This is a genomic window from Pantoea sp. SGAir0430 (genome assembly GCF_043549295.1).
In genome coordinates, this window is record NZ_CP039427.1 from 328,655 (window position 1) to 348,537 (window position 19,883).

17 protein-coding genes are annotated in these 19,883 nt (G+C 59.7%); 9 read left to right on the top strand and 8 right to left on the bottom strand.

The window, feature by feature from the left end:
* Positions 1-173 precede the first annotated feature (173 nt).
* The 3 genes from dalD to E7738_RS01685 are packed head-to-tail and all read left to right on the top strand — an operon-like array spanning position 174 to position 4,348.
* On the top strand, positions 174-1,556 hold the full coding sequence (dalD, locus tag E7738_RS01675) for a D-arabinitol 4-dehydrogenase (RefSeq protein WP_031280035.1): 1,383 nt from the start codon (positions 174-176) through the stop codon (positions 1,554-1,556).
* 12 nt (positions 1,557-1,568) lie between these two features.
* A complete protein-coding gene (gene xylB, locus E7738_RS01680; protein ID WP_104093065.1) occupies positions 1,569-3,038 on the top strand; it encodes a xylulokinase in 1,470 nt (489 codons plus the stop codon).
* A gap of 29 nt (positions 3,039-3,067) precedes the next feature.
* The gene (locus E7738_RS01685) at positions 3,068-4,348 is read left to right on the top strand and encodes an MFS transporter (protein WP_288422057.1); all 1,281 of its coding nucleotides are present in this window, start codon (positions 3,068-3,070) and stop codon (positions 4,346-4,348) included.
* 49 nt (positions 4,349-4,397) lie between these two features.
* On the opposite strand, the gene E7738_RS01690 is transcribed toward E7738_RS01685, so the two are convergent.
* The 3 genes from E7738_RS01690 to E7738_RS01700 are packed head-to-tail and all read right to left on the bottom strand — an operon-like array spanning position 4,398 to position 8,125.
* On the bottom strand, positions 4,398-5,612 hold the full coding sequence (locus E7738_RS01690) for a c-type cytochrome (RefSeq protein WP_394516030.1): 1,215 nt from the start codon (positions 5,610-5,612) through the stop codon (positions 4,398-4,400).
* On the bottom strand, positions 5,609-7,375 hold the full coding sequence (locus E7738_RS01695) for a GMC family oxidoreductase (protein WP_104188552.1): 1,767 nt from the start codon (positions 7,373-7,375) through the stop codon (positions 5,609-5,611). Before E7738_RS01695 ends, E7738_RS01690 begins: the two co-directional genes overlap by 4 nt.
* Entirely contained in the window at positions 7,376-8,125 is a 750-nt protein-coding gene (locus E7738_RS01700) for a gluconate 2-dehydrogenase subunit 3 family protein (protein WP_236569506.1), read from the bottom strand.
* A gap of 278 nt (positions 8,126-8,403) precedes the next feature.
* On the opposite strand from E7738_RS01700, the gene E7738_RS01705 reads away from it, so the two are divergent.
* Positions 8,404-9,168, top strand: a complete 765-nt coding sequence (locus E7738_RS01705; RefSeq protein ID WP_021509195.1) for a meso-2,3-butanediol dehydrogenase — start codon at positions 8,404-8,406, stop codon at positions 9,166-9,168.
* A 56-nt stretch (positions 9,169-9,224) separates the two neighbouring features.
* Here E7738_RS01705 and E7738_RS01710 read toward each other — a convergent pair whose 3' ends face one another.
* Entirely contained in the window at positions 9,225-10,094 is an 870-nt protein-coding gene (locus E7738_RS01710; protein WP_394516031.1) for an MBL fold metallo-hydrolase, read from the bottom strand.
* Between the two features lie 172 nt (positions 10,095-10,266).
* Here E7738_RS01710 and E7738_RS01715 point away from each other — a divergent pair, with 172 nt between their 5' ends.
* Positions 10,267-11,154 carry a LysR family transcriptional regulator gene (locus tag E7738_RS01715; protein ID WP_058775816.1) on the top strand — a complete coding sequence of 296 codons (888 nt, stop codon included), beginning with the start codon at positions 10,267-10,269 and terminating at the stop codon, positions 11,152-11,154.
* Between the two features lie 17 nt (positions 11,155-11,171).
* Here E7738_RS01715 and E7738_RS01720 read toward each other — a convergent pair whose 3' ends face one another.
* Positions 11,172-12,068 carry a TIGR01777 family oxidoreductase gene (locus E7738_RS01720; RefSeq protein ID WP_021509198.1) on the bottom strand — a complete coding sequence of 299 codons (897 nt, stop codon included), beginning with the start codon at positions 12,066-12,068 and terminating at the stop codon, positions 11,172-11,174.
* Positions 12,069-12,272: 204 nt separating this feature from the next.
* Between E7738_RS01720 and yfcF the strand changes: the two genes are divergently transcribed.
* Positions 12,273-12,914, top strand: coding sequence for a glutathione transferase (yfcF, locus tag E7738_RS01725; RefSeq protein WP_021509199.1), 642 nt, complete (start codon positions 12,273-12,275; stop codon positions 12,912-12,914).
* A gap of 105 nt (positions 12,915-13,019) precedes the next feature.
* Positions 13,020-13,565, top strand: a complete 546-nt coding sequence (yfcD, locus tag E7738_RS01730; protein ID WP_021509200.1) for an NUDIX hydrolase YfcD — start codon at positions 13,020-13,022, stop codon at positions 13,563-13,565.
* Between the two features lie 45 nt (positions 13,566-13,610).
* On the opposite strand, the gene E7738_RS01735 is transcribed toward yfcD, so the two are convergent.
* The 3 genes from E7738_RS01735 to ackA all read right to left on the bottom strand — a co-directional run bounded on the left by E7738_RS01735 (position 13,611) and on the right by ackA (position 18,433).
* A complete protein-coding gene (locus E7738_RS01735; protein WP_372772175.1) occupies positions 13,611-14,870 on the bottom strand; it encodes a 4-aminobutyrate--2-oxoglutarate transaminase in 1,260 nt (419 codons plus the stop codon).
* A gap of 146 nt (positions 14,871-15,016) precedes the next feature.
* Complete coding sequence (gene pta / locus E7738_RS01740) at positions 15,017-17,161, bottom strand: phosphate acetyltransferase (protein WP_176428128.1); 2,145 nt, start codon at positions 17,159-17,161, stop codon at positions 15,017-15,019.
* Between the two features lie 69 nt (positions 17,162-17,230).
* Entirely contained in the window at positions 17,231-18,433 is a 1,203-nt protein-coding gene (ackA, locus tag E7738_RS01745) for an acetate kinase (RefSeq protein WP_021509203.1), read from the bottom strand.
* Between the two features lie 339 nt (positions 18,434-18,772).
* On the opposite strand from ackA, the gene yfbV reads away from it, so the two are divergent.
* Both yfbV and E7738_RS01755 read left to right on the top strand, forming a co-directional pair.
* Complete coding sequence (gene yfbV, locus E7738_RS01750; protein ID WP_021509204.1) at positions 18,773-19,225, top strand: terminus macrodomain insulation protein YfbV; 453 nt, start codon at positions 18,773-18,775, stop codon at positions 19,223-19,225.
* 150 nt (positions 19,226-19,375) lie between these two features.
* Positions 19,376-19,870, top strand: coding sequence for a YfbU family protein (locus E7738_RS01755; RefSeq protein WP_021509205.1), 495 nt, complete (start codon positions 19,376-19,378; stop codon positions 19,868-19,870).
* Positions 19,871-19,883 lie beyond the last annotated feature (13 nt).

The window sequence follows — 19,883 nt, forward strand, 5'->3', positions numbered from 1 at the left end:
TACGCCAGTTTATCGCGTCTTGCCCCTGAAGCGTTAACTGAGCAAAAGCCCTAAAAAAGAGCAAAAGTATTAAATGTGATGGATCTCGCAGAACGATCGCCCCGGCGGCGACTATGCTACGCCTCATCGGGCAAATGCCCTCAATTGTGGCAAATGTTTATTTCGAGGCGACTATGACGACGAAATCAGTGTGGATGCATATCGGCGCAGGCTCTTTTCACCGCGCGCATCAGGCGTGGTATCTGCACCAGCTGCGCCAGCAGGGCGATGACAGCTGGAGCATCGCGCTCGGCAACATCCGCGGCGATGCGGTAGCGCTGCTCAACCAGCTGCAGGCGCAAAACGGCGAGTACGTGCTGGAAACCGTGACGCCGGAGGGCGAGCGCGCGTATGAAACCATCACTTCGCTGCGCACCATTCTGCCGTGGGACGCGGAGATCAGTGCGCTGGTGGCACAGGGCGCCAGCGCTGAGACAAAAGTGATCGGTTTTACCGTGACCGAAGCCGGTTATTACCTGACGCCGGCGCATGAGCTCGATCTCAGCCAGGCGGATATCCAGGCCGATCTCCGTGGTGAGGCGCGCACTATTTACGGCGCGCTGACCCGCATTCTGCGCCAGCGCGTGGCCAGCGGCGGTGCGCCGGTCACGCTGCTCAACTGCGACAACCTGCGTCACAACGGCGAACGTTTTCGTCACGGCATGCTGGCGTTTCTCGCCGCGCAGGGCGACAGTGCGCTGGCCAGCTGGGTGCGCGATAACACCACTTCGCCAAACACCATGGTGGATCGCATCACGCCGCGCCCCACGCCGGATGTCGCCGAACGCGTCAAAGCGGCCACCGGCAAAGACGATGGCGCGGCGGTGATGGCGGAATCGTTTATCCAGTGGGTGATTGAGGATGATTTCATCGCCGGACGCCCGGCGCTGGAAAAGGTGGGCGTGGAGCTGGTGGCGTCGGTGCTGCCGTGGGAAGAGGCGAAAATCCGCATTCTCAATGCCACGCACGCAGCGATTGCCTGGGCCGGCACGCTCACCGGCCATGACTACATTGATGACAGCACGCGTCAGCCTGCGATTTATCAGCTGGCGTATGACTACATCACGCAGGACGTGATCCCGTCGCTGTCGCCCAGCCCGCTCGATCTGGCGGATTATCGCGACGTGGTGCTGGCGCGCTTTAGCAATCCCTATATCAAAGATACCAACCAGCGCGTTGGTGCCGATGGGCTATCGAAAATCCCCGGCATGGTGACGCCGACGCTGCGCGAATGCTATCAGCGCGGCGCAGAACCGACCGCTACCGCCGTGCTGCCGGCGCTGTTCTACCTGTTCCTGCAACGCTGGGCCAGCAACCAGCTGCCGTATGCGTATCAGGATGGCGTGCTCAATGCTGACGCGCTGCGCCAGCAGCTGAGCGGCGAGAATGCGCTACAAACCTTCCTCAGCGACCGCGCGCTGTTTGCCGAACTGGCCGATGACCGCGCTTTTCATGCGCTGGTGACGCGCAGCGTAGACGCCATTGAGCAGCAACTGCTGCAGCCGGCGACGGTGTAAGGAGCGCACAGCATGTATCTCGGCATTGATATTGGCACCTCTGAACTCAAAGCGCTGATCGTTAACCCGCAGGGCGAGATTGTGGCGTCGAATCACGCCACGCTCAGCGTGCAGCGCCCGCATCCGCACTGGGCGGAGCAGGATCCCGAGCGCTGGTGGCAGGCGTGTGGTCAGGCGATCGCCGGGCTGCGCCAGCAGGCGCCGGACGCGTGGGCCGCGATTCGCGCCATCGGTCTCTCCGGTCAGATGCACGGCGCCGTGCTGCTGGATGCCGCCGGTGAGGTGCTGCGGCCGTGCATATTGTGGAACGACACGCGCAGCGCGGCGCAGTGTGATGCGCTGCGCCAGCAGCATCCGCAGATGATGGAAATCGCCGCCAACCTGATTATGCCCGGCTTTACCGCGCCGAAACTGCACTGGGTGGCGGAACATGAGCCCGAAATCTTCCGCCGCATCGACAAGGTGTTGCTGCCGAAGGATTACCTGCGCTGGCGTCTGACCGGGCGCTTTGTCAGCGAGCCGTCGGACGCCGCCGGTACGCTGTGGCTCGACGTGGCGCAGCGCGACTGGTCTGACGCACTGCTGGCAATTAGCGGGCTGACGCGCGCGCAGATGCCCGAACTGGTTGAGGGCAGCGCGGTCAGCGCCACGCTGCGCGCCGATCTGGCCAGCGAATGGGGCTTAGCCGCCACGGTGAGCGTGGCCGGCGGCGGCGGTGATAATGCCGCGTCGGCGGTGGGCGTCGGTGCGGTTAATGCGGGCGATGCCTTTATCTCGCTCGGCACGTCGGGCGTGATTTTTGTGGTTAACGATCGGCTGCGCGCCGATCCGCAATCCGGCGTGCACGCTTTCTGCCATGCGCTGCCGGGACGCTGGCACCAGATGAGCGTGATGCTCAGCGCCGCCAGCTGTCTGCGCTGGCTGTGCAATCTGCTGTCGGTCACCGAAAGCCAGCTGATGGACGAGATGGCACAGCTCAGCGCGGAACAGCTGCGTCAGGCACCGCTGTTTCTGCCGTATCTCTCCGGCGAACGCACGCCGCATAACGATCCGCAGGCGACCGGGGCATTTTTCCATTTACGCCACGAAACGCCGCGCGCGCTGCTCGGCTATGCGGTGATTGAGGGCGTGGCGTTTGGCCTGGCGGATGGTCTGGCGGTGCTGGGCGATACGCAGCAGCAGATTCAGCAGTGCAGCCTGACCGGCGGCGGTGCGCGCAGCACGCTGTGGGCGCAGCTGATTGCCGACGTGCTGCAGCTGCCGATAGTGACCCATCCGGCCAGCGCCTCCGGCGCGCTGGGTGCGGCGCGACTGGCGTGGCTGGCCGACGGCGGCAGTGAAGCCGACGTGTGCCTGAAGCCGCCGGTGCAGGCGCGCTATCAGCCCGATGCGGCGCGCGGGGCCGTGCTGCAGCAGCGGCTGCGCCTGTTCCGTGAACTCTATGTACAACAACAGCAGGCGCGCGCGTTGCTGCCTGCCTGATCGGATTAGCGAACGGAAGGAAGATTGTCATGCAATCGAACGCATACTGGTTTGGCTTACCGAAAAAGATGTTCTGGGGCTTTATGGCCATCGCCATTTTCATGGCCGGCGACGGCTTCGAAATGGCGTTCCTGTCGCGCCACATCACTGACATGGGCTTTTCGCCGGCCCAGTCGGCGGTGGTGTTTACGTTTTATGGTCTGGCCGCCGCGCTGGCGGCGTGGGCCTCCGGCGTGGTGGCGGAGCTGATTACGCCGCAGCGCGCCATGATGATTGGCTTTGTGCTGTGGATCGTCATGCATGCGCTGTTTATGTCGCTGGGGCTCGGGCTGCGTAACTATCCGCTGATGGTGCTGTTCTACGGCATTCGCGGCCTGGCCTATCCGCTGTTTATCTACTCGTTCATGATGATGCTGGTGCAGGTGCTGCCGCGTGACAAGCTGGCCGCCGCCACCGGCTGGTTCTGGGCGATGTACTCCGTGGGGATTGGCGTGGTGGGCAGCTATCTGCCGAGCCTGACCATCCCGATGCTGGGCGAAACCGGCACCTTATGGCTGGCGATTGTCTGGGTGGCGTGCGGCGGTGTGCTGGCCTACTTCAGCCTGCGCAACGTGCCGGTGGATCGTTCACGCGTTAATCTGCCGCTGCGCGATAAGATGACGGAGATGTCGCGTGCCGTAACCATTCTGTTCACCAACCAGCATGTGTTTTATGCCTGCCTGATCCGCATCATCAATACGCTGTCGCTGTTCGGATTTGCCATCATCATGCCGCTGCTGTTTGTCGATCGGCTCGGCTTTACCATCTCCGAATGGCTGCAGATTTGGGCGGTGTTCTTCTTCGTCACTATCTTTACCAATATTTTCTGGGGCATTACCGGTGAGAAGCTGGGCTGGATCCGTCAGGTGCGCTGGTTCGGCTGTCTCGGTATGGCGATCTCCAGCCTGGCGTTTTACTACCTGCCGCTGTATGCCGGGCATAATTTCTGGGTGGCGCTGATTCCGGCGATCATGCTGGGGATCTTTGTCGCTGCCTTTGTGCCAATGACCGCGGTGTTCCCGACGCTGGAACCGCATCATAAGGGCGCAGCGGTATCGATTTACAATCTGTCGGCCGGGCTGAGTAACTTTGTTGCCCCGGCGATTGCTTCACTGCTGCTGCCGTTCTTCGATATCGTCGGGGTGGTGTGGGCCTATACCGCGCTCTACCTGTTCGCCGGCGTGCTGACCTTTATCATTCGCGTGCCGCAGCCGGGACACACGCGAGAGGCGTCAGCAGTGAAGTCGTCGGTGGTGCAGCAGCGCAGCTAAAGCTGAGCCTGTCGCACCGGCAGCCGCCGCTGCCGGTGCTGACACGGCGCTATTCCAGCTTCTGTTTCACTTTCTTCACGTCGTCAGCGCTGACCGGTGCGGCGGCATTTCCCCAGCTGTTGCGGATGTAGCTCACCACCGCGGCGATCTCCTCATCACCCAGCGTGCCGGCAAAGGCCGGCATTGCCGGTGCCGTGGGGCGGGCATCGGTATCGACACCGCGACTGCCGGCGGCGACCACCCGAATCAGCGAGGTGGCATCATCCTGATTGAGCAACGGATTGTCCGCCAGCTGCGGGAAGATATTCTTCTCACCGCGACCGCCCGGGCTGTGGCAGGCTGAACACATCGCCGCATAGATTTGCGCGCCCAGCTTCATGCGATCGTCCGTCGCGGCAAGTGCGGCGGGCGCTTGCTCATCACGCGATTCACCGCTTTTCAGGTACACCGCCACCGCCTGCAGATCTTCATCGCGCCAGTGCTGCGTGGAGTGACGCACCGCGTCGGCCATTGGACCGGAAGCGATATCGAAACGGTTCACGCCGGTACGCAGGTAGCTGACGATATCCTGCTGGCTCCATTTGCCCAGCCCGCTGTGCGGGTTCGCGGTGATGTCCGGCGCCATCCAGCCTTCGACCACTTCACCGCGCAGAAACGCGCCATTTTTATCGCCGCCGAGCAGGTTTTTCGGCGTGTGGCAGGTGCCGCAGTGGCCCGCGCCCTGCACCAGATACGCACCGCGATTCCACTGGGCGGATTGACGGGCGTCCGGCTGGAACGTGCCCTGGTCAAAGTTGATCCAGTTCCACACCATCAGGCTGGTGCGGATGTTGAAAGGGAAGGGCAGCTGATTGGTCTCGACCGGGTTGTGTATCGGCTGCAGCGTCTGCATCCATGCCCACAAATCCTGCAGATCCTTATCCGACATTTTGGTGTACGCGGTGAACGGCATCGCGCCGTACAGACGCTTGCCGCCGTGGCCGATGCCCTCGGTCATCGCGCGGCGGAAATCTTCATAGCGCCAGTTGCCGATGCCGGTTTCGCGGTCCGGCGTGATATTAGCGCCGACCAGCGTACCAAACGGCGTCTGCAACCTGACGCCCCCGGCAAACGGCTGCTGCGGATCGGCGGTGTGGCAGGCGGTACAGTCCGCCAGCGTGGCGATATAGCTGCCGCGCGCGTACTGATCGTATTCCGGCTGGGCGTGAGACACAAAGCTGGTGAGCAGCAGCGCGGCAGCGCACAGAGAGAGGCGTGTTTTCATGCGGTAATCATCTCCCCGGGACGTTGCAGATAGTAGTGACGAATCGCATGCGCCGCTTTGAATGCCAGCGCGCCGACGGTGCCGGTCGGGTTATAGCCCGGGTTTTGCGGAAAGGCTGACGCGCCCACCACGAACAGGTTCGGTACATCCCACACCTGCAGATGTTTATTGACCGAGCTGGTTGAGGGATCGCTGCCCATGATAAAGCCGCCAACCACGTGCGACGACTGATACGGCACGCTGCTCCAGTGGCCGGTCATCGGTTTGACAATCATCTCGCGCGGGTTCATCGATTTAGCGATTTCCGCCACTTTACCCGTGCAGTACTGCGCCATTTTCAGATCGTTCGCCGCAAAGTCGAAGGTAATGCGCAGCAGCGGTCTGCCATGCGGATCTTTGTAGTTGGGATCGAGCGACAGATAGTTGGTGCGCGTGGTGTAGCTGCTGGCCTCGCAGCCAATCGACATGGTGCTGAGGTAGTTATCTTTCAGCGCGCGTTTCCACTTCGAGCCCCATTTGGGCGTGTTGGGCGGCAGCGGCCGGTAGCCAATCGGTGCCGAGCCGATGGGCGTCACGCGGATGCTGCCGCCGCCGAAGAAGCCCAGACCGCTGTGGTCAAAATTATCATTATTGAATTCATCAATGCCCATGCCCACCGCGCCGGCACCGATAAACGGGTTAAAGTTTTTGTTGTCAAAAAACAGCGTGACGCCGTTGGCGGTCTGGTAGGCGTAATTGCGACCGGTGGTGCCTTTATTGGTGACCGGATCATAAGCCTGGCCAATGCCGGAGAGCAGCATCAGGCGCACGTTTTCAAAGGTAAAGGCGGCGACGATCACCAGATCGGCTGGCTGTTCCCACTTATCGCCGGAGGAATCAATGTAGGTGACGCCGGTGGCCTGTTTGCCGCTGGCATCGGTCAGCACTTCCAGCACTTCGCAGTTGGTGTACGCGGTAAAGTTCTCTTTGCGCATCAGCGCCGGCAGCACGGTGGTGATGGCGCTGGCTTTCGAGTAGTTGGCACAGCCGTAGTTGGTGCAGAAGCCGCAGAAGGTGCAGGGACCCATGGTGACGCCATAGGGATTGGTGTACGCCTCGGAGACCAGCGAGGAGGGCACCGGAAAGGGCTGGTAGCCGAGATTTTTTGCTGCTTCGGCAAACAGCGTCGGACCATAGGGCTGGCGCAGCGGCGGCGTCGGATAGTCGGCCGACCGCGCACCTTCGAACGGATTGCCGCCCGCCCGTTTCTCTCCCTGAATATTGCCGGCGTAACCCGAGGTGCCGGCCACGCGCTCAAACTGCATGTAGTGCGGCTCCATCTCTTCCCAGCTGGTGCCCCAGTCCTGCAGCACCAGCTCATCCGGAATGGCACTGGCGCCGTAGCGTTCGGTCAGGTGGCTTTTCAGGCGAAACTCTTCCGGCTGAAAGCGAAAGGTAATGCCGGCCCAGTGATTGCCCGCGCCGCCGGTGCCGTTGCCCGGATGGAACGAGCCCCAGGTGCGCATCGGCAGGGCGGTTTGCGACGGATTGTTGCGCATGGTGCAGGTGTTCTGCCGCGTACGTAGCATCAGCTCTTCGCGCATCACGTAGCGCAGCTCGTCGGTGACGGTGCCAATATTGAAGTCGCGCGCGGTGTCGCGCCACGGGCCGCGCTCAATGCCGATCACTTCCAGGCCTTCGTCGGCCAGTTCATTGGCGATAATCGATCCGGCCCAGCCGAGACCAATCACCACCACATCGGTTTTCGGTAATTTCTTCATCATCTATCCCCGTGCTTTCCATTGCGCAATGCTGATCGGCTCTAAGCCCAGATTTTCGTTATGGCGCTCAATGTATTCGCGATAGTCGTAGCGCGCGCCGGGAAAGCCCAGCATCTTCCACGACACCATGTCTTTGTTGCCGCCGTAGATCGGATCGGCAAAGAAACCTTCCATGGTGTTGTTCAGCACCTCGAGAAACAGCGACTGCGCATCAAAGCCGCTGAAATGCACCTTACCGGCTTCCATGTCTGCCAGCAGCGCGTCCTGCTGCGCTGGCGTCAGATCGACAAAGTTCTTTTGCGAGGTTTGCTGCACGTAGCGGTTGAGCGCCGCCAGCCCCTGGCGATAGCGCTGCTGCGGCACCAGCGGCGACTGGTCGCCCTGCTCGGTGGTGCCCTGCTGAAACGGGCCCTGCATGTAGAGACGTTCGAAGGTGCCATAAAAGCCGTGCAGCTGGCGGTCGATAAAGACAGCGCAGCCGGCTTCTTTGCCGCCCACGCTCAGCTCGTCCGCCGGGATAATGCGCTCAACCATGGCCTCCACGGTGCGCGCTTCTTCTTCGGTGAAGAACAGCCAGCCCTGAGCCTGGAACTGTTCCGGTGGGTTATCGGCGAAGGGTGTCCAGCCGGGAGCGCCCTTGAGGGAGACAGCATCGGCGGCGCGGGTGACGCCAGCGGCAACGCCCAGCGTCGACCAGGTCAGCACCTGGCGTCGTGTGACACCGGGCAGGGTTTTGGCTCGTTTTTTCATCATCGCTTCCAGACAGAGTAACAAGATAAGGCGTAACCGGCCGGCGTGCGCGGCGGCACAGCGGTCCGGAATCTTCAGTTTTTGTAAATTTTTATGGCGAATGTTAACTGTAGACGGGCTGGGTGGTGACGACCAATAACCGTACAAAAAAGTGCACTATTTGATAATCCGCCGGTTTTTTTCTGAACTAAGCGCCACGTTAAATCTGCAGGCTTCGCTTGAACTCAGCGCGCTGGCTGCCAGGCTTAACCGTTTCAACCACGAAATAACCAGGAGGAAATATGTCGCGCTTTGCAGAGAAAGTGGTGGTGATTACCGGAGCCGGATCCGGCATTGGTGCCGCAGCGGCGCAGCGTTTCGCCAGTGAAGGCGCACAGGTGGTGCTGGTGGGCAGAACCCGCGACAAGCTGGAGCAGGTGCTGAGCACGCTGAGCGGCGAGAAGCATCTGGTGGCACCCTGCGACGTCGGCGATGCGGATCAGGTTAAACAGCTGGCAGAGCAAGTGCAGCAGCAGTATGGACGCGTGGATGTGCTGGTGAATAACGCCGGCAGCATCGTGCAGGGCAAAATTCACGAAGTGTCGATAGCGGACTGGAAATCGCTGATGAGCACTGACCTCGACGGTGTATTTTACTGCACCCACTTCTTTATGCCCGCGCTGCTCAACAGTAAAGGCAACGTGGTGAATACCTCGTCGGTATCCGGACTGGGCGGCGACTGGGGCATGAGTGTCTACAACGCCGCCAAGGGCGCGGTGACCAATTTTACCCGTGCGCTGGCGATGGATTATGGCACCGACGGCGTGCGCGTTAACGCCGTTTGCCCGGGCTTTACCTTCACCGATCTCACCGAAGAGATGAAAAACGATGAGGCGCTGCTCGCACGCTTCTATGACCGTATTCCGCTGGGCCGCGCCGGTGAACCGGAAGATATCGCCAGCGCGATTGCTTTCATCGCCAGCGACGACGCGCGTTATATCACCGGCGTTAACCTGCCGGTCGATGGCGGTCTGACGGCGTCGAACGGCCAGCCGAAACAGGCGTGAGTGATAACAGGCGGAGAGTCAGGTGTACTGTCACCGTCAATCCGCCTGTTATTCCGTCATGGCTCACCCGCTTCGCCATCGTGACACGCTGACACATAGCTGGCCGTATAACCGCCGTTCTCTAACGCCACGATTCTGGCAAAGCCAGACGCGCCAAAATGCATACCGGCAATCACCGTATTTTCCGCTGCCACCTGCTGCAAAATACGCTGGCGCGTCTCTCTGGCCATGACGGGATCGATATCGAAGGCAATGGAAACCTGCGGGCAGGCCAGCTGAACAGGCGGGTAATGCACAATATCACCCCAAATCAATAAACGCTCGCCGTCTGAATCAATGCGAAACCCGCAATGCCCCGGGGTATGACCGGGCAACGCCAGCGCACGGATTCCCGGGCTGATCTCCTCATCCGCCATCAGCTGCAGCCGCGGGCTATAAGCCTGCAGCGTGCGCCGCACCAGCGCCGCGTTTAACTGCGCGCGTTCACTCAGCTGGCTGATCGCCGCATCATCCTGCCAGAAGGCGGCTTCGCTGTGGCTGAGGCAGAGCCGGGCATGGCGAAAGACCGGCTGACCCGCGCTGTCCAGCAAGCCGCCAATATGATCGGGGTGCGCATGGGTTAATAACAGGGTATCGATGTCGTCCGGCGTCACCCCGGCCAGCTGCAGATGAGGCAGTAATTTGCCGCTCTGCGCATCGCGTTTTCCCATCCCGGTATCCACCAGAATCACGCGTCCCTGACCGCGAATCAGATAACAAAACACATGGATGTCGCCCGGCTGTGCTATGCCTGCCTGACGTTGCAGTTCGACCGCATCGTCGTGGTGAATATCCGTTAATAAACTCAGACTGGCTTGCATGGTGCCATCGCTGATGGCGCTGACCTGATATTTCCCGATGGTGTATGAAAATATTGCCTGGCTCATAATGATCTCTGTGCGCTAATTTACTCGTTCACGTTAAACAAAATAACGCGGCAATTTTCGCGGCGGATTAGCGCGATGATAATGCTGCGTCAGTGGCTGTCAGCGCGATAATGACGCTAACACCGTTAAGGTGACCAGTGTCATTTTTGACAGAGTTGAGACCCGGATTGTCATGGACATAAAAATTTTGCGCGCCTTTGCCACTGTCGCGGCGCTGGAGCATATTGGTCAGGCTGCGGAACGGTTACATATTTCGCCGTCACCGCTTAGCCGGCAAATTCAGCAGCTGGAAAGCGAACTGGGCATGGTGCTGTTTCACCGTGAAAAGAAACGTCTGCGCCTGACGGACGAGGGTAAGCGCTTTCTCACCGAGGTGACGCCCTTTTTGCAGCATCACGAACGGTTAAAAGAGTATGCGCAGCATCTGCAGCAGGGGGACGTCGGGCGGCTGGATATTGGATATGTGGAGGCGGCTATTCACTCGCGCCTGCTGCCCGCGGCGCTGGCACGGCTGGCACCGGGGGCGGGCATTGATGTCCGGCTGCATGCGTTACGTTCCGCACAGCAAATTGCCCGGTTAGAGGCGGGGGCGATCGATATTGCCATTGTGCATACGCTGCCGCACGACGACGCGGATTTTGTGCATAAGAAGATCGCGACCGAACCGGTGCTGCTGGCGATGCCAGCGTCCAGTGCGCTGACCGCACCCGTGGCGGCTGATTTGCACGGCCGGGCGTGGATTGCCGACCAGGAAAATCTCAACCCTGCCGCGCGGGCGCGATTGCTGGCAGCCTGCCAGCGCGCCGGCTTCCAGCCGGATATTCGTTTTGAAGTGAATGGTCCGCTGGCGGCGCTTGCCTGTGTCGAAGCCGGGCTGGGTTTCACCCTGATCCAGCACAGCCTGGCGCGCATCGTTCCGGATAACGTTGTGCTGATGCCGCTACCCGATCTGGCGCTGGAGATCGTGCTGTATGCCGTCTGGCGCAGGCAGGATGCCCGACCGTTAACGGCGCGTTTCCTGCAGCAGCTTTGCCACACGCCCGCCGTGGCGCCGCGGTAAGCCTGAGCGGAGATGCATCAGCCGGCGACATCCTGCAGCGCTTCCTGCAAATCGTACCAGCGGAAACCAAAGCCGGACTCCTCCAGCCGCTTCGGCAGCACGTGCTGCCCGCCCAGCACCAGCACGGCGGATTCTCCCATCATCAGTTTGATGGCGCTGGCCGGGGTGCGCATAAAGGCCGGACGATGCATCACCTGGCCCAGCGTGGCGGCGAACTGCTCGTTGCGCACCGCGTAAGGCGCCACCATGTTAAACGGGCCCTGCAACTGATCGTTATCGATCAACCACAGGATGGCGTTGACCAGATCGTCCACGTGGATCCACGGCAGGTACTGTTTGCCGCTGCCAATCGGTCCGCCGACGCCAAGTTTGAACGGCAGCTTCATTTTGCTCAGCGCGCCACCCTCGCGCGCCAGCACCACGCCGGTGCGCAGCAGGCACACGCGGGTGCGCTCGCTTTGCGCCTTCAGCGCCAGCTGCTCCCAGCGGGCGCACAGGGTGTGGGTAAACTCCTCGTGGCCCGGATCGTCCTCGGTCACCACCACATCGCCGGTATCACCATAAAAGCCGGTGGCCGAGCCGGAAATCAACAGGCGCGGCGGATTGCTGCTGGCGTGGATCAGCGAGACGATCTGTTCAGTGATTTGCCAGCGGCTTTCGCACAGGCGCTGCTTTTGCTGCTCGGTCCAGCGCTTGTCGGCAATCGGTTCTCCCGCCAGATTGATGACGCCGTCAATAGCATTGAGATCGGACTGCTGGTTAATGCCCGACCACAGCATCACGCGCGCATCGAGTTTTTCCCGCGCGGCCGCCACGTCACGCGTTACCACATTCACCTGATGGCCCAGCTGCAGCAGGCGCGGAATTAAATGGCGACCTATCAAGCCGGTACCACCGGTAATTAGCAGGTGCATGTTTAGTCTCCCTGTCATTAATTATCTGCTCTGAATTGAGCATAGAAGAGAAGTGCCGCTGCGGCGTGACAGCGCTTACGCTTATGGTGAAAAACCGCCAGTTTGCCTTGGTCCTGCGGCAAAACATCGGACCAGCGCGCCATTGCCTTAGCCGGCAAAAATCGGTAAACATGATGCACACCTGACGCTTAGCCGAGGCAGCTGATGAACTATCCCGCCATTACGTTGTGGTCCGATTCCTGTTTTTTTAGCCCGTATGCCATGTCAGTTTATGTTGCGCTTACCGAGAAGGGCATTCCCTTTACGGTCAGGCGCGTTGACCTGTCGCGCAATGCACAGCTTGACGATGAATACCGCGGCCTGTCGCTGACCTGCCGTGTGCCCACGCTGCAAATTGATGATGTCAGCCTGAATGAATCCTCGGCCATCGCCGAATACCTCGAAGAGCGTTTTCCGGCGCCGGAGTTTGAGCGCCTCTATCCGCGCGATCGCGAAAAACGTGCTCACGCGCGCGAAGTGCAGGCGTGGCTGCGCAGCGATTTACTGGCGCTGCGCACGGAGCGACCTACCGAAGTGCTGTTTGCTGCTGAACGCTTTGCTCCGCTCACGCCCGCTGGCGAACAGGCCGCCAGTAAACTGATTGCCGCGGTGCAGCGGTTGCTGCCGGACGGCCAACAGAACCTGTTTGGCGAGTGGTCGATTGCCGACACCGACCTGGCGGTGATGATTAACCGGCTGGCGCTGCACGGCGATCCGCTGCCGGTGAAGCTGCAGCACTATGCAGAATTCCAGTGGCAGCGCGCCTCGGTGCAGCTGTGGCTGGCCGAGTCGGGTAAAGCACGCTAAAACCTTGCGGCGACGAAAAGAACGCTTTACCTTAGCGCTCATTCTAATAAAGCATCGCAAACAGGCGCGTGCTGGGCACGCCGAAAACAGAGAAAGGGTTACCGGATGGTGGATCAAACGGCAGGTGACGGTATCGAGTGGGTGGATATCGTTAGCGAAGAAAACGAAGTGATTGCGCAGGCCAGCCGTGCGCAGATGCGTGCGCAATGTCTGCGCCATCGCGCTACCTATATTGTGGTGCACGACGGCATGGGCAAGATTCTGGTGCAACGCCGTACCGAGAGCAAAGATTTCATGCCGGGTATGCTGGATGCCACTGCGGGCGGCGTAGTGCAAAGCGGTGAAGACCTGCTGGAATCCGCCCGTCGTGAAGCGGAAGAGGAGCTCGGCATCGCCGATGTCCCGTTCGCCGAGCACGGCAAATTCTACTTCGAAGATCAGCACTGCCGCGTATGGGGTGGACTGTTCAGCTGCGTGTCGCACGGTCCGTTTGCCATGCAGGAAGAGGAAGTGGATGAAGTGTTCTGGATGACGCCGGAAGAGATCACCGCCCGCTGTGATGAATTCACCGATGATTCACTCAAAGCCCTGTCGCTGTGGCTGAGCCGCAACAGTGACGCGGTGCGCAGTAAGCAAAGCAGCGAAGCCTGATTCCTGCGCTTCCGCATTAAGGCACCCTAAGGGTGCCTTTTGTGTTTAATGCTGGCTGAGAATATGGGTGAGAATATTCAGCGCTGTGCTGAACTGGGCGTCCGGAATGGTTAGCGGATAAAGAAAGCGGATCACGTTGCTGTGCACGCCGCAGGTCAGCAGGATCAATCCTTCGGCCAGCGCCTGCTGCTGAATCGCTTTGGCGATCTCCGCCGAGGGCCGGCCGCTGGCGTCATGGAATTCCGCCGCCATCATCGAGCCATAACCGCGTACCTCGGCCAGCGCACGGCATCCGGCGCCGTTCAACGCTTCCGCCAGCTGCGTACCGAGCCATTGCGCACGCTCGCACAAGTTTTCCTCACTGATAATATCCAGCACCGCATGCGCGGCGGCAATTGCCGGCGGATGGCCAGCATAAGTGCCGCCCAGACCGCCCGGCTCCGGTGCATCCATCACCGCGGCCCGGCCGCTTACCGCCGACAGCGGAAACCCGCCTGCCAGACTTTTCGCCAGCGTGATCAGATCCGGCTGCACCTCATAATATTCGCTGGCAAACAGCCTGCCGGTGCGCGCAAAACCGCTCTGTACTTCATCGGCGATCAGCAGGATGCCGTGGCGATCGCACAGCTGACGCAGCGCCGTCACAAACTCTGGCGGCGCGACATAAAATCCGCCTTCGCCCTGAACCGGTTCAAAGATGATGGCCGCCACCTGCTGTGGCGCGATATCGCTGCGGAAAATCGTCTCCAGACTGTCGAGCGCATCGTGCACGCTGACGTTATGCAGCGCATTGGGGTAGCGCGCGTGAAACACCGGGCTGGCAAACGGGCCGAAGCCGGTTTTGTAAGGCAGAACTTTGCCGGTCAGCGCCATGGTCATATTGGTGCGACCGTGGAACGCGCCGCTGAAGGCGATAATCCCCGGGCGGCCGGTGGCTGCGCGCGCGATTTTAACCGCGTTCTCGACCGCCTCGGCGCCGGTAGAGAAGAAGGTGGTTTTCACGGCGCCTTCAATCGGCACCAGCGCATTCAGACGCTCCGCAAGGTGAATGTAGTTCTCATACGGCACGATTTGAAACGCGGTATGGGTGAAGCACGTCAGCTGCTGCTGTACCGCCGCCAGCACTTTGGGATGCCGGTGGCCGGTATTGAGCACCGCAATGCCAGCGGCGAAATCAATATATTCGCGCCCCTGCTGGTCCCACAGCGTGGCGTTTTCGGCTTTCGCCGCAAAGAAATCACACATCACGCCCACACCACGCGGCGTGGCCTGTAACCGACGGCTGTGCACATCACTGTTGCTCATTGCTGACCTCGTAAGTCGCGGGAGAGTGTAATCAGTGTTAGCGCGCAGGCGGGATTTTGCCAGTGCGTTTATACGGGCAGGGTTGTGGCGCAGGATAAAAAAAAGCACGCCCGGGCGGGCGTGCTGATGCGGAGCGGGGAAGGGGATTAGCCTTCAGCCTGCTGCGACTGAATCGCCGTCAGCGCAATGGTGTAGACGATATCATCGACCAGCGCACCGCGTGACAGGTCGTTAACCGGTTTGCGCATGCCCTGCAGCATCGGCCCGATGGAGATCAGGTCGGCAGAACGCTGCACCGCTTTGTAAGTGGTGTTACCGGTGTTGAGATCCGGGAAGATAAATACCGTCGCACGTCCGGCCACCGCTGAGTTCGGCGCTTTAGACTTGGCGACGTCTTCCATGATCGCGGCGTCGTACTGCAGCGGGCCATCGATTACCAGATCCGGGCGTTTTTCCTGCGCAATGCGCGTTGCTTCACGCACTTTCTCTACGTCACTACCGGCACCGGAGTTACCGGTAGAGTAGGAGATCATCGCTACGCGTGGATCGATGCCGAAGGCTTTGGCGGAGTCGGCGGACTGAATCGCGATCTCGGCCAGCTGTTCCGGATTAGGATCCGGGTTGATGGCGCAGTCGCCGTATACCAGCACCTGCTCTGGCAGCAGCATGAAGAACACCGAGGAGACCAGCGAGCTGTTCGGCGCGGTTTTGATCAGCTGCAACGGCGGACGAATGGTGTTGGCGGTGGTGTGAACCGCGCCCGAGACCAGACCGTCAACTTCGCCGCTTTCCAGCATCATGGTGCCCAGCACCACGTTATCTTCCAGCTGCTCCTGCGCGACCACTTCGGTCATGCCTTTGCTCTTACGCAGCTCAACCAGGCGCGGCACGTAGTTGTCACGCACCACCTGCGGATCGACAATTTCAATGCCTTTACCGAGCTCAACGCCCTGCGCTGCGGCCACGCGCTGAATCTCATCCGGATTGCCCAGCAGCACACAGGTGGCGATGCCGCGCTCGGCACAAATCGCTGCCGCTTTAACGGTACGCGGTTCGTCGCCTTCCGGCAGGACAATGCGCTTGCCGGCTTTACGCGCCAGCTCGGTGAGCTGATAACGGAATGCCGGCGGTGACAGACGACGGCTGCGTTCGGACGTGGCGGTCAGCGATTCAACCCAGTCAGCATTGATAAAGCCGGCCACATACTCCTGCACTTTTTCAATGCGCTGTGTGTCGTCAGCCGGCACTTCCAGATTGAAGCTCTGCAGGCTGAGCGAGGTTTGCCAGGTGTTGGTTTTTACCATGAACACCGGCAGGCCGGTCTGGAAGGCGCGTTCGCACAGACGGGCGATCGGCGCTTCAATCTGATAGCCACCGGTCAGCAGCACCGCACCAATTTCGATGCCGTTCATCGCCGCCAGACAGGCCGCCACCAGCACGTCAGGACGGTCGGCTGAGGTCACCAGCAGCGAGCCCGGACGGAAGTGCTCCAGCATATGCGGGATGCTGCGCGCGCAGAAGGTGACGGATTTGACGCGACGCGTGTGGATTTCACCTTCGTTAATGATCTCCGCGTTGAGATGGCGGCACATATCAATGGCGCGCGTCGCGATCAGATCAAAGCTCCACGGCACGCAGCCCAGCACCGGCAGCGGGCTGTTGGCGAACAGTTGCTTAGGATCGATGTTGGCGATGCTGGCTTTCGAGGAGTCGTCGAAAATTTCTGACAGATCCGGACGGGTACGGCCCTGCTCATCCACTGGCGCGTTGAGTTTGTTGATGATGACGCCGGTGATGTTTTTGTTTTTGCTGCCGCCGAAGCTGCTCTGCGTCAGTTCGATGCGCTCTTTCAGCTGTGCCGGTGAGTCGTTACCCAGCGACATAACGAAGACGATCTCTGCGTTCAGCGTTTTGGCAATTTCATAGTTCAGCGCCGAGGCAAACTGATGTTTGCGCGTCGGAACCAGGCCTTCCACCAGCACCACTTCCGCATCTTTGGCGTTGGCGTGGTAGTTGGCGATGATCTCTTCCATCAGCACATCCTGCTGGTTAGAACCCAGCAGCGACTCAACGCGGGACATTGGCAGCGGAACCGCGGCCGGAATAGCGGAGTTTTTGCGAATGATGGTGGTGGTCTGGTCTGGCGCATCGCCGCCAGCGCGCGGCTGGGCGATCGGTTTGAACACGCTCAGGCGCACGCCTTTGCGCTCCATGGCACGAATCACGCCAAGGCTGACGCTGGTCAGGCCGACGCTGGTGCCGGTAGGAATAAGCATAATTGTACGTGACACTATAGAAACCTCGCGGTGTTACAGGGTGTCAAAAACAACACCGTCAGCCGAAGCTGACGGAGAGAAACATTACGCGGTGAGGCGCGCGGCGTCCTGGGCGATAACCCACTCTTCATTGGTAGGAATCACCACCGCCGGGCGGGTACCTTCTTTATTGATGAAGCCGGACTTGCCGAAGCGTGCAGCCAGGTTGCGCTCGTGGTCAACCTCGAAGCCAAGCAGACCCAGTTTGTCCAGCGCCAGCTCACGTACCATCGCCGCGTTTTCACCGATACCGCCGGTAAACACTACCGCATCCAGACGGCCTTCCATCAGCGCGGTGTAGCTGCCGATGTACTTCGCCAGGCGGTGACAGAACACATCCATCGCGCGTTTGGCATCGTCTTTGGTGGCATAGTTATCTTCTACGTAACGGCAGTCGCTGGTGACTTCGGTCAGGCCGAGCAGGCCGGACTCTTTGGTCAGCAGTTTGTTGATCGCATCCACGCTCATGCCCAGCGTATCGTGCAGGAAGAAGACGATAGCCGGATCGATGTCACCGCTGCGGGTGCCCATCACCAGGCCTTCCAGCGGCGTCAGACCCATTGAGGTATCCACGCACTGGCCGTTACGGATGGCCGCAACAGAACCGCCGTTGCCGAGATGGCAGGTGATGATGTTCAGCTCGCTGACCGGCTTATTCAGCATTTTGGCGGCTTCCTGCGTCACATAGTAGTGACTGGTGCCATGCGCGCCGTAACGACGTACGCCGTGCTCTTTATACAGGTTGTACGGCAGGGCATAGAGATAGGACTCTTCCGGCATAGTCTGATGGAAGGCGGTGTCGAAAACGGCGACATTTTTATCCGACAGGTGCGGGAAGTTTTTCATGGCTTCGTCGATACCGATCAGGTGCGCCGGATTGTGCAGTGGCGCGAAGGACGACGCGTCTTTGATGCCCTGAATGACGGACTCGTCAATCACCACCGATTGCGTCAGCTGCTCGCCGCCGTGAACGATACGATGGCCGATTGCAGCGATTTGTGCCGAAAGCTCTGGTTTTTGTGCCAGAATAGTTTTAACGATGAAGTTCAGCGCTTCGCTGTGCGCTGCGCCCGCGCCGAGCGGGGCTTCCTGTTTGCTGCCGTCCAGTTTCCACTTGATGCGCGCTTCCGGCAGGTGGAAACACTCCGCCAGACCGGAAAGGTATTCGTCACCGCTGGCTGGATTGAGAATGGCAAACTTAAGAGAGGAGCTGCCGCAGTTGAGGACCAGTACTAACTTCGTCGACATGGAAGTACCTATTTTGTTAAATAGTGGCTAAAAATAACGCAATCAGACTAACAGCGTAGCCTATGAAAGCTGGTAGATTAATGATTAACATCATGCGCTAGTCAAAAAAGAAACGACACGCAAAAAATTTCGGTAATTTTACGCAGATTTTTGAAATCCACGAAGCGAAACATGGCTCCAGCGCGCTCTTTTATTGAGCTGCGGCTTCCGGTAATGTTGCAAAAACGGCGTCAGAATACCCACTGTGACCCGCAAAGACAAAATCTTTTGAAGGATGTCACGTAAAGTTGTGTAGTTATAAAATTTTTTTAAATGTTGTAGTAATAGTTGAGGTCTACCATGGCGAATGACGCAGGCAATCCAGGCTGGTTCGGCTTATTTCAGCGCGGCCAGCACTACATGAAAACCTGGCCCGCCGACAAACGTCTGGCGCCGGTGTTTCCTGAGAACCGTGTGGTGACGGCAACCCGCTTTGCGATTCGCTTTATGCCACCGCTGGCCATTTTTACGCTGACGTGGCAAATCGCGCTCGGCGGGCAGCTCGGTCCAGCCATTGCCACCGCGCTGTTTGCCTGTAGCCTGCCGATGCAGGGATTATGGTGGCTGGGTAAACGTTCCGTCACGCCGCTGCCGCCAACGCTGCTGCACTGGTTCCACGAAGTGCGCGCCAAACTGGAAGAGGCCGGACAGGCCATCGCCCCCGTCGACGGCAAGCCGACTTACCAGGCGCTGGCGGATGTGCTCAAGCGTGCTTTTAAGCAGCTCGACCGTACTTTCCTCGACGATCTTTGATCAATTGGCGCTTTTCTCTGCCAGAGAATTTGCGCCCAATCCCGGTTCAAATCAAAGAATAGTGATGCGGACATACACGCATCGCTTTCGTTGTGTAATCATTTCTGCATTGTTTAAAACTTAAGCGGCCCTGCGGCCCGGGAGTAAACCATGGAAATGACCCATGCACAGCGACTGATTCTTTCTAATCAATACCAGATGATGGCGATGCTTGAGCCGGATAACGCCGAGCGCTATCGCCGCTATCAGACCATTATTGAACGCGGCTATGGACTGCAATTGCGCGAGCTGGACAAAGAGTTCGGCGAGCTGAGCGAGGCGACCTGCCGTACGCTGATCGACATTATGGAAATGCATCATGCGCTGCATGTTTCCTGGTCCAATCACAAGGCGCCGTGCAACATTGAAGAGCGTCGCCTGGCGTTTCTCGGCTTCGACGCGGCCACCGAAGCGCGTTACCTCGGCTACGTACGCTTTATGGTTAACGTGGAAGGGCGCTATACCCATTTCGATTCCGGCACCCACGGCTTCAATGCGCAAACCCCGATGTGGGAAAAATACCAACGCATGCTGGCGGTGTGGCACACTTGTCCGCGTCAGTATCACCTCAGCGAGAATGAGATCGCGCAAATCCTCAATGCCTGAATAAGGAGCAACG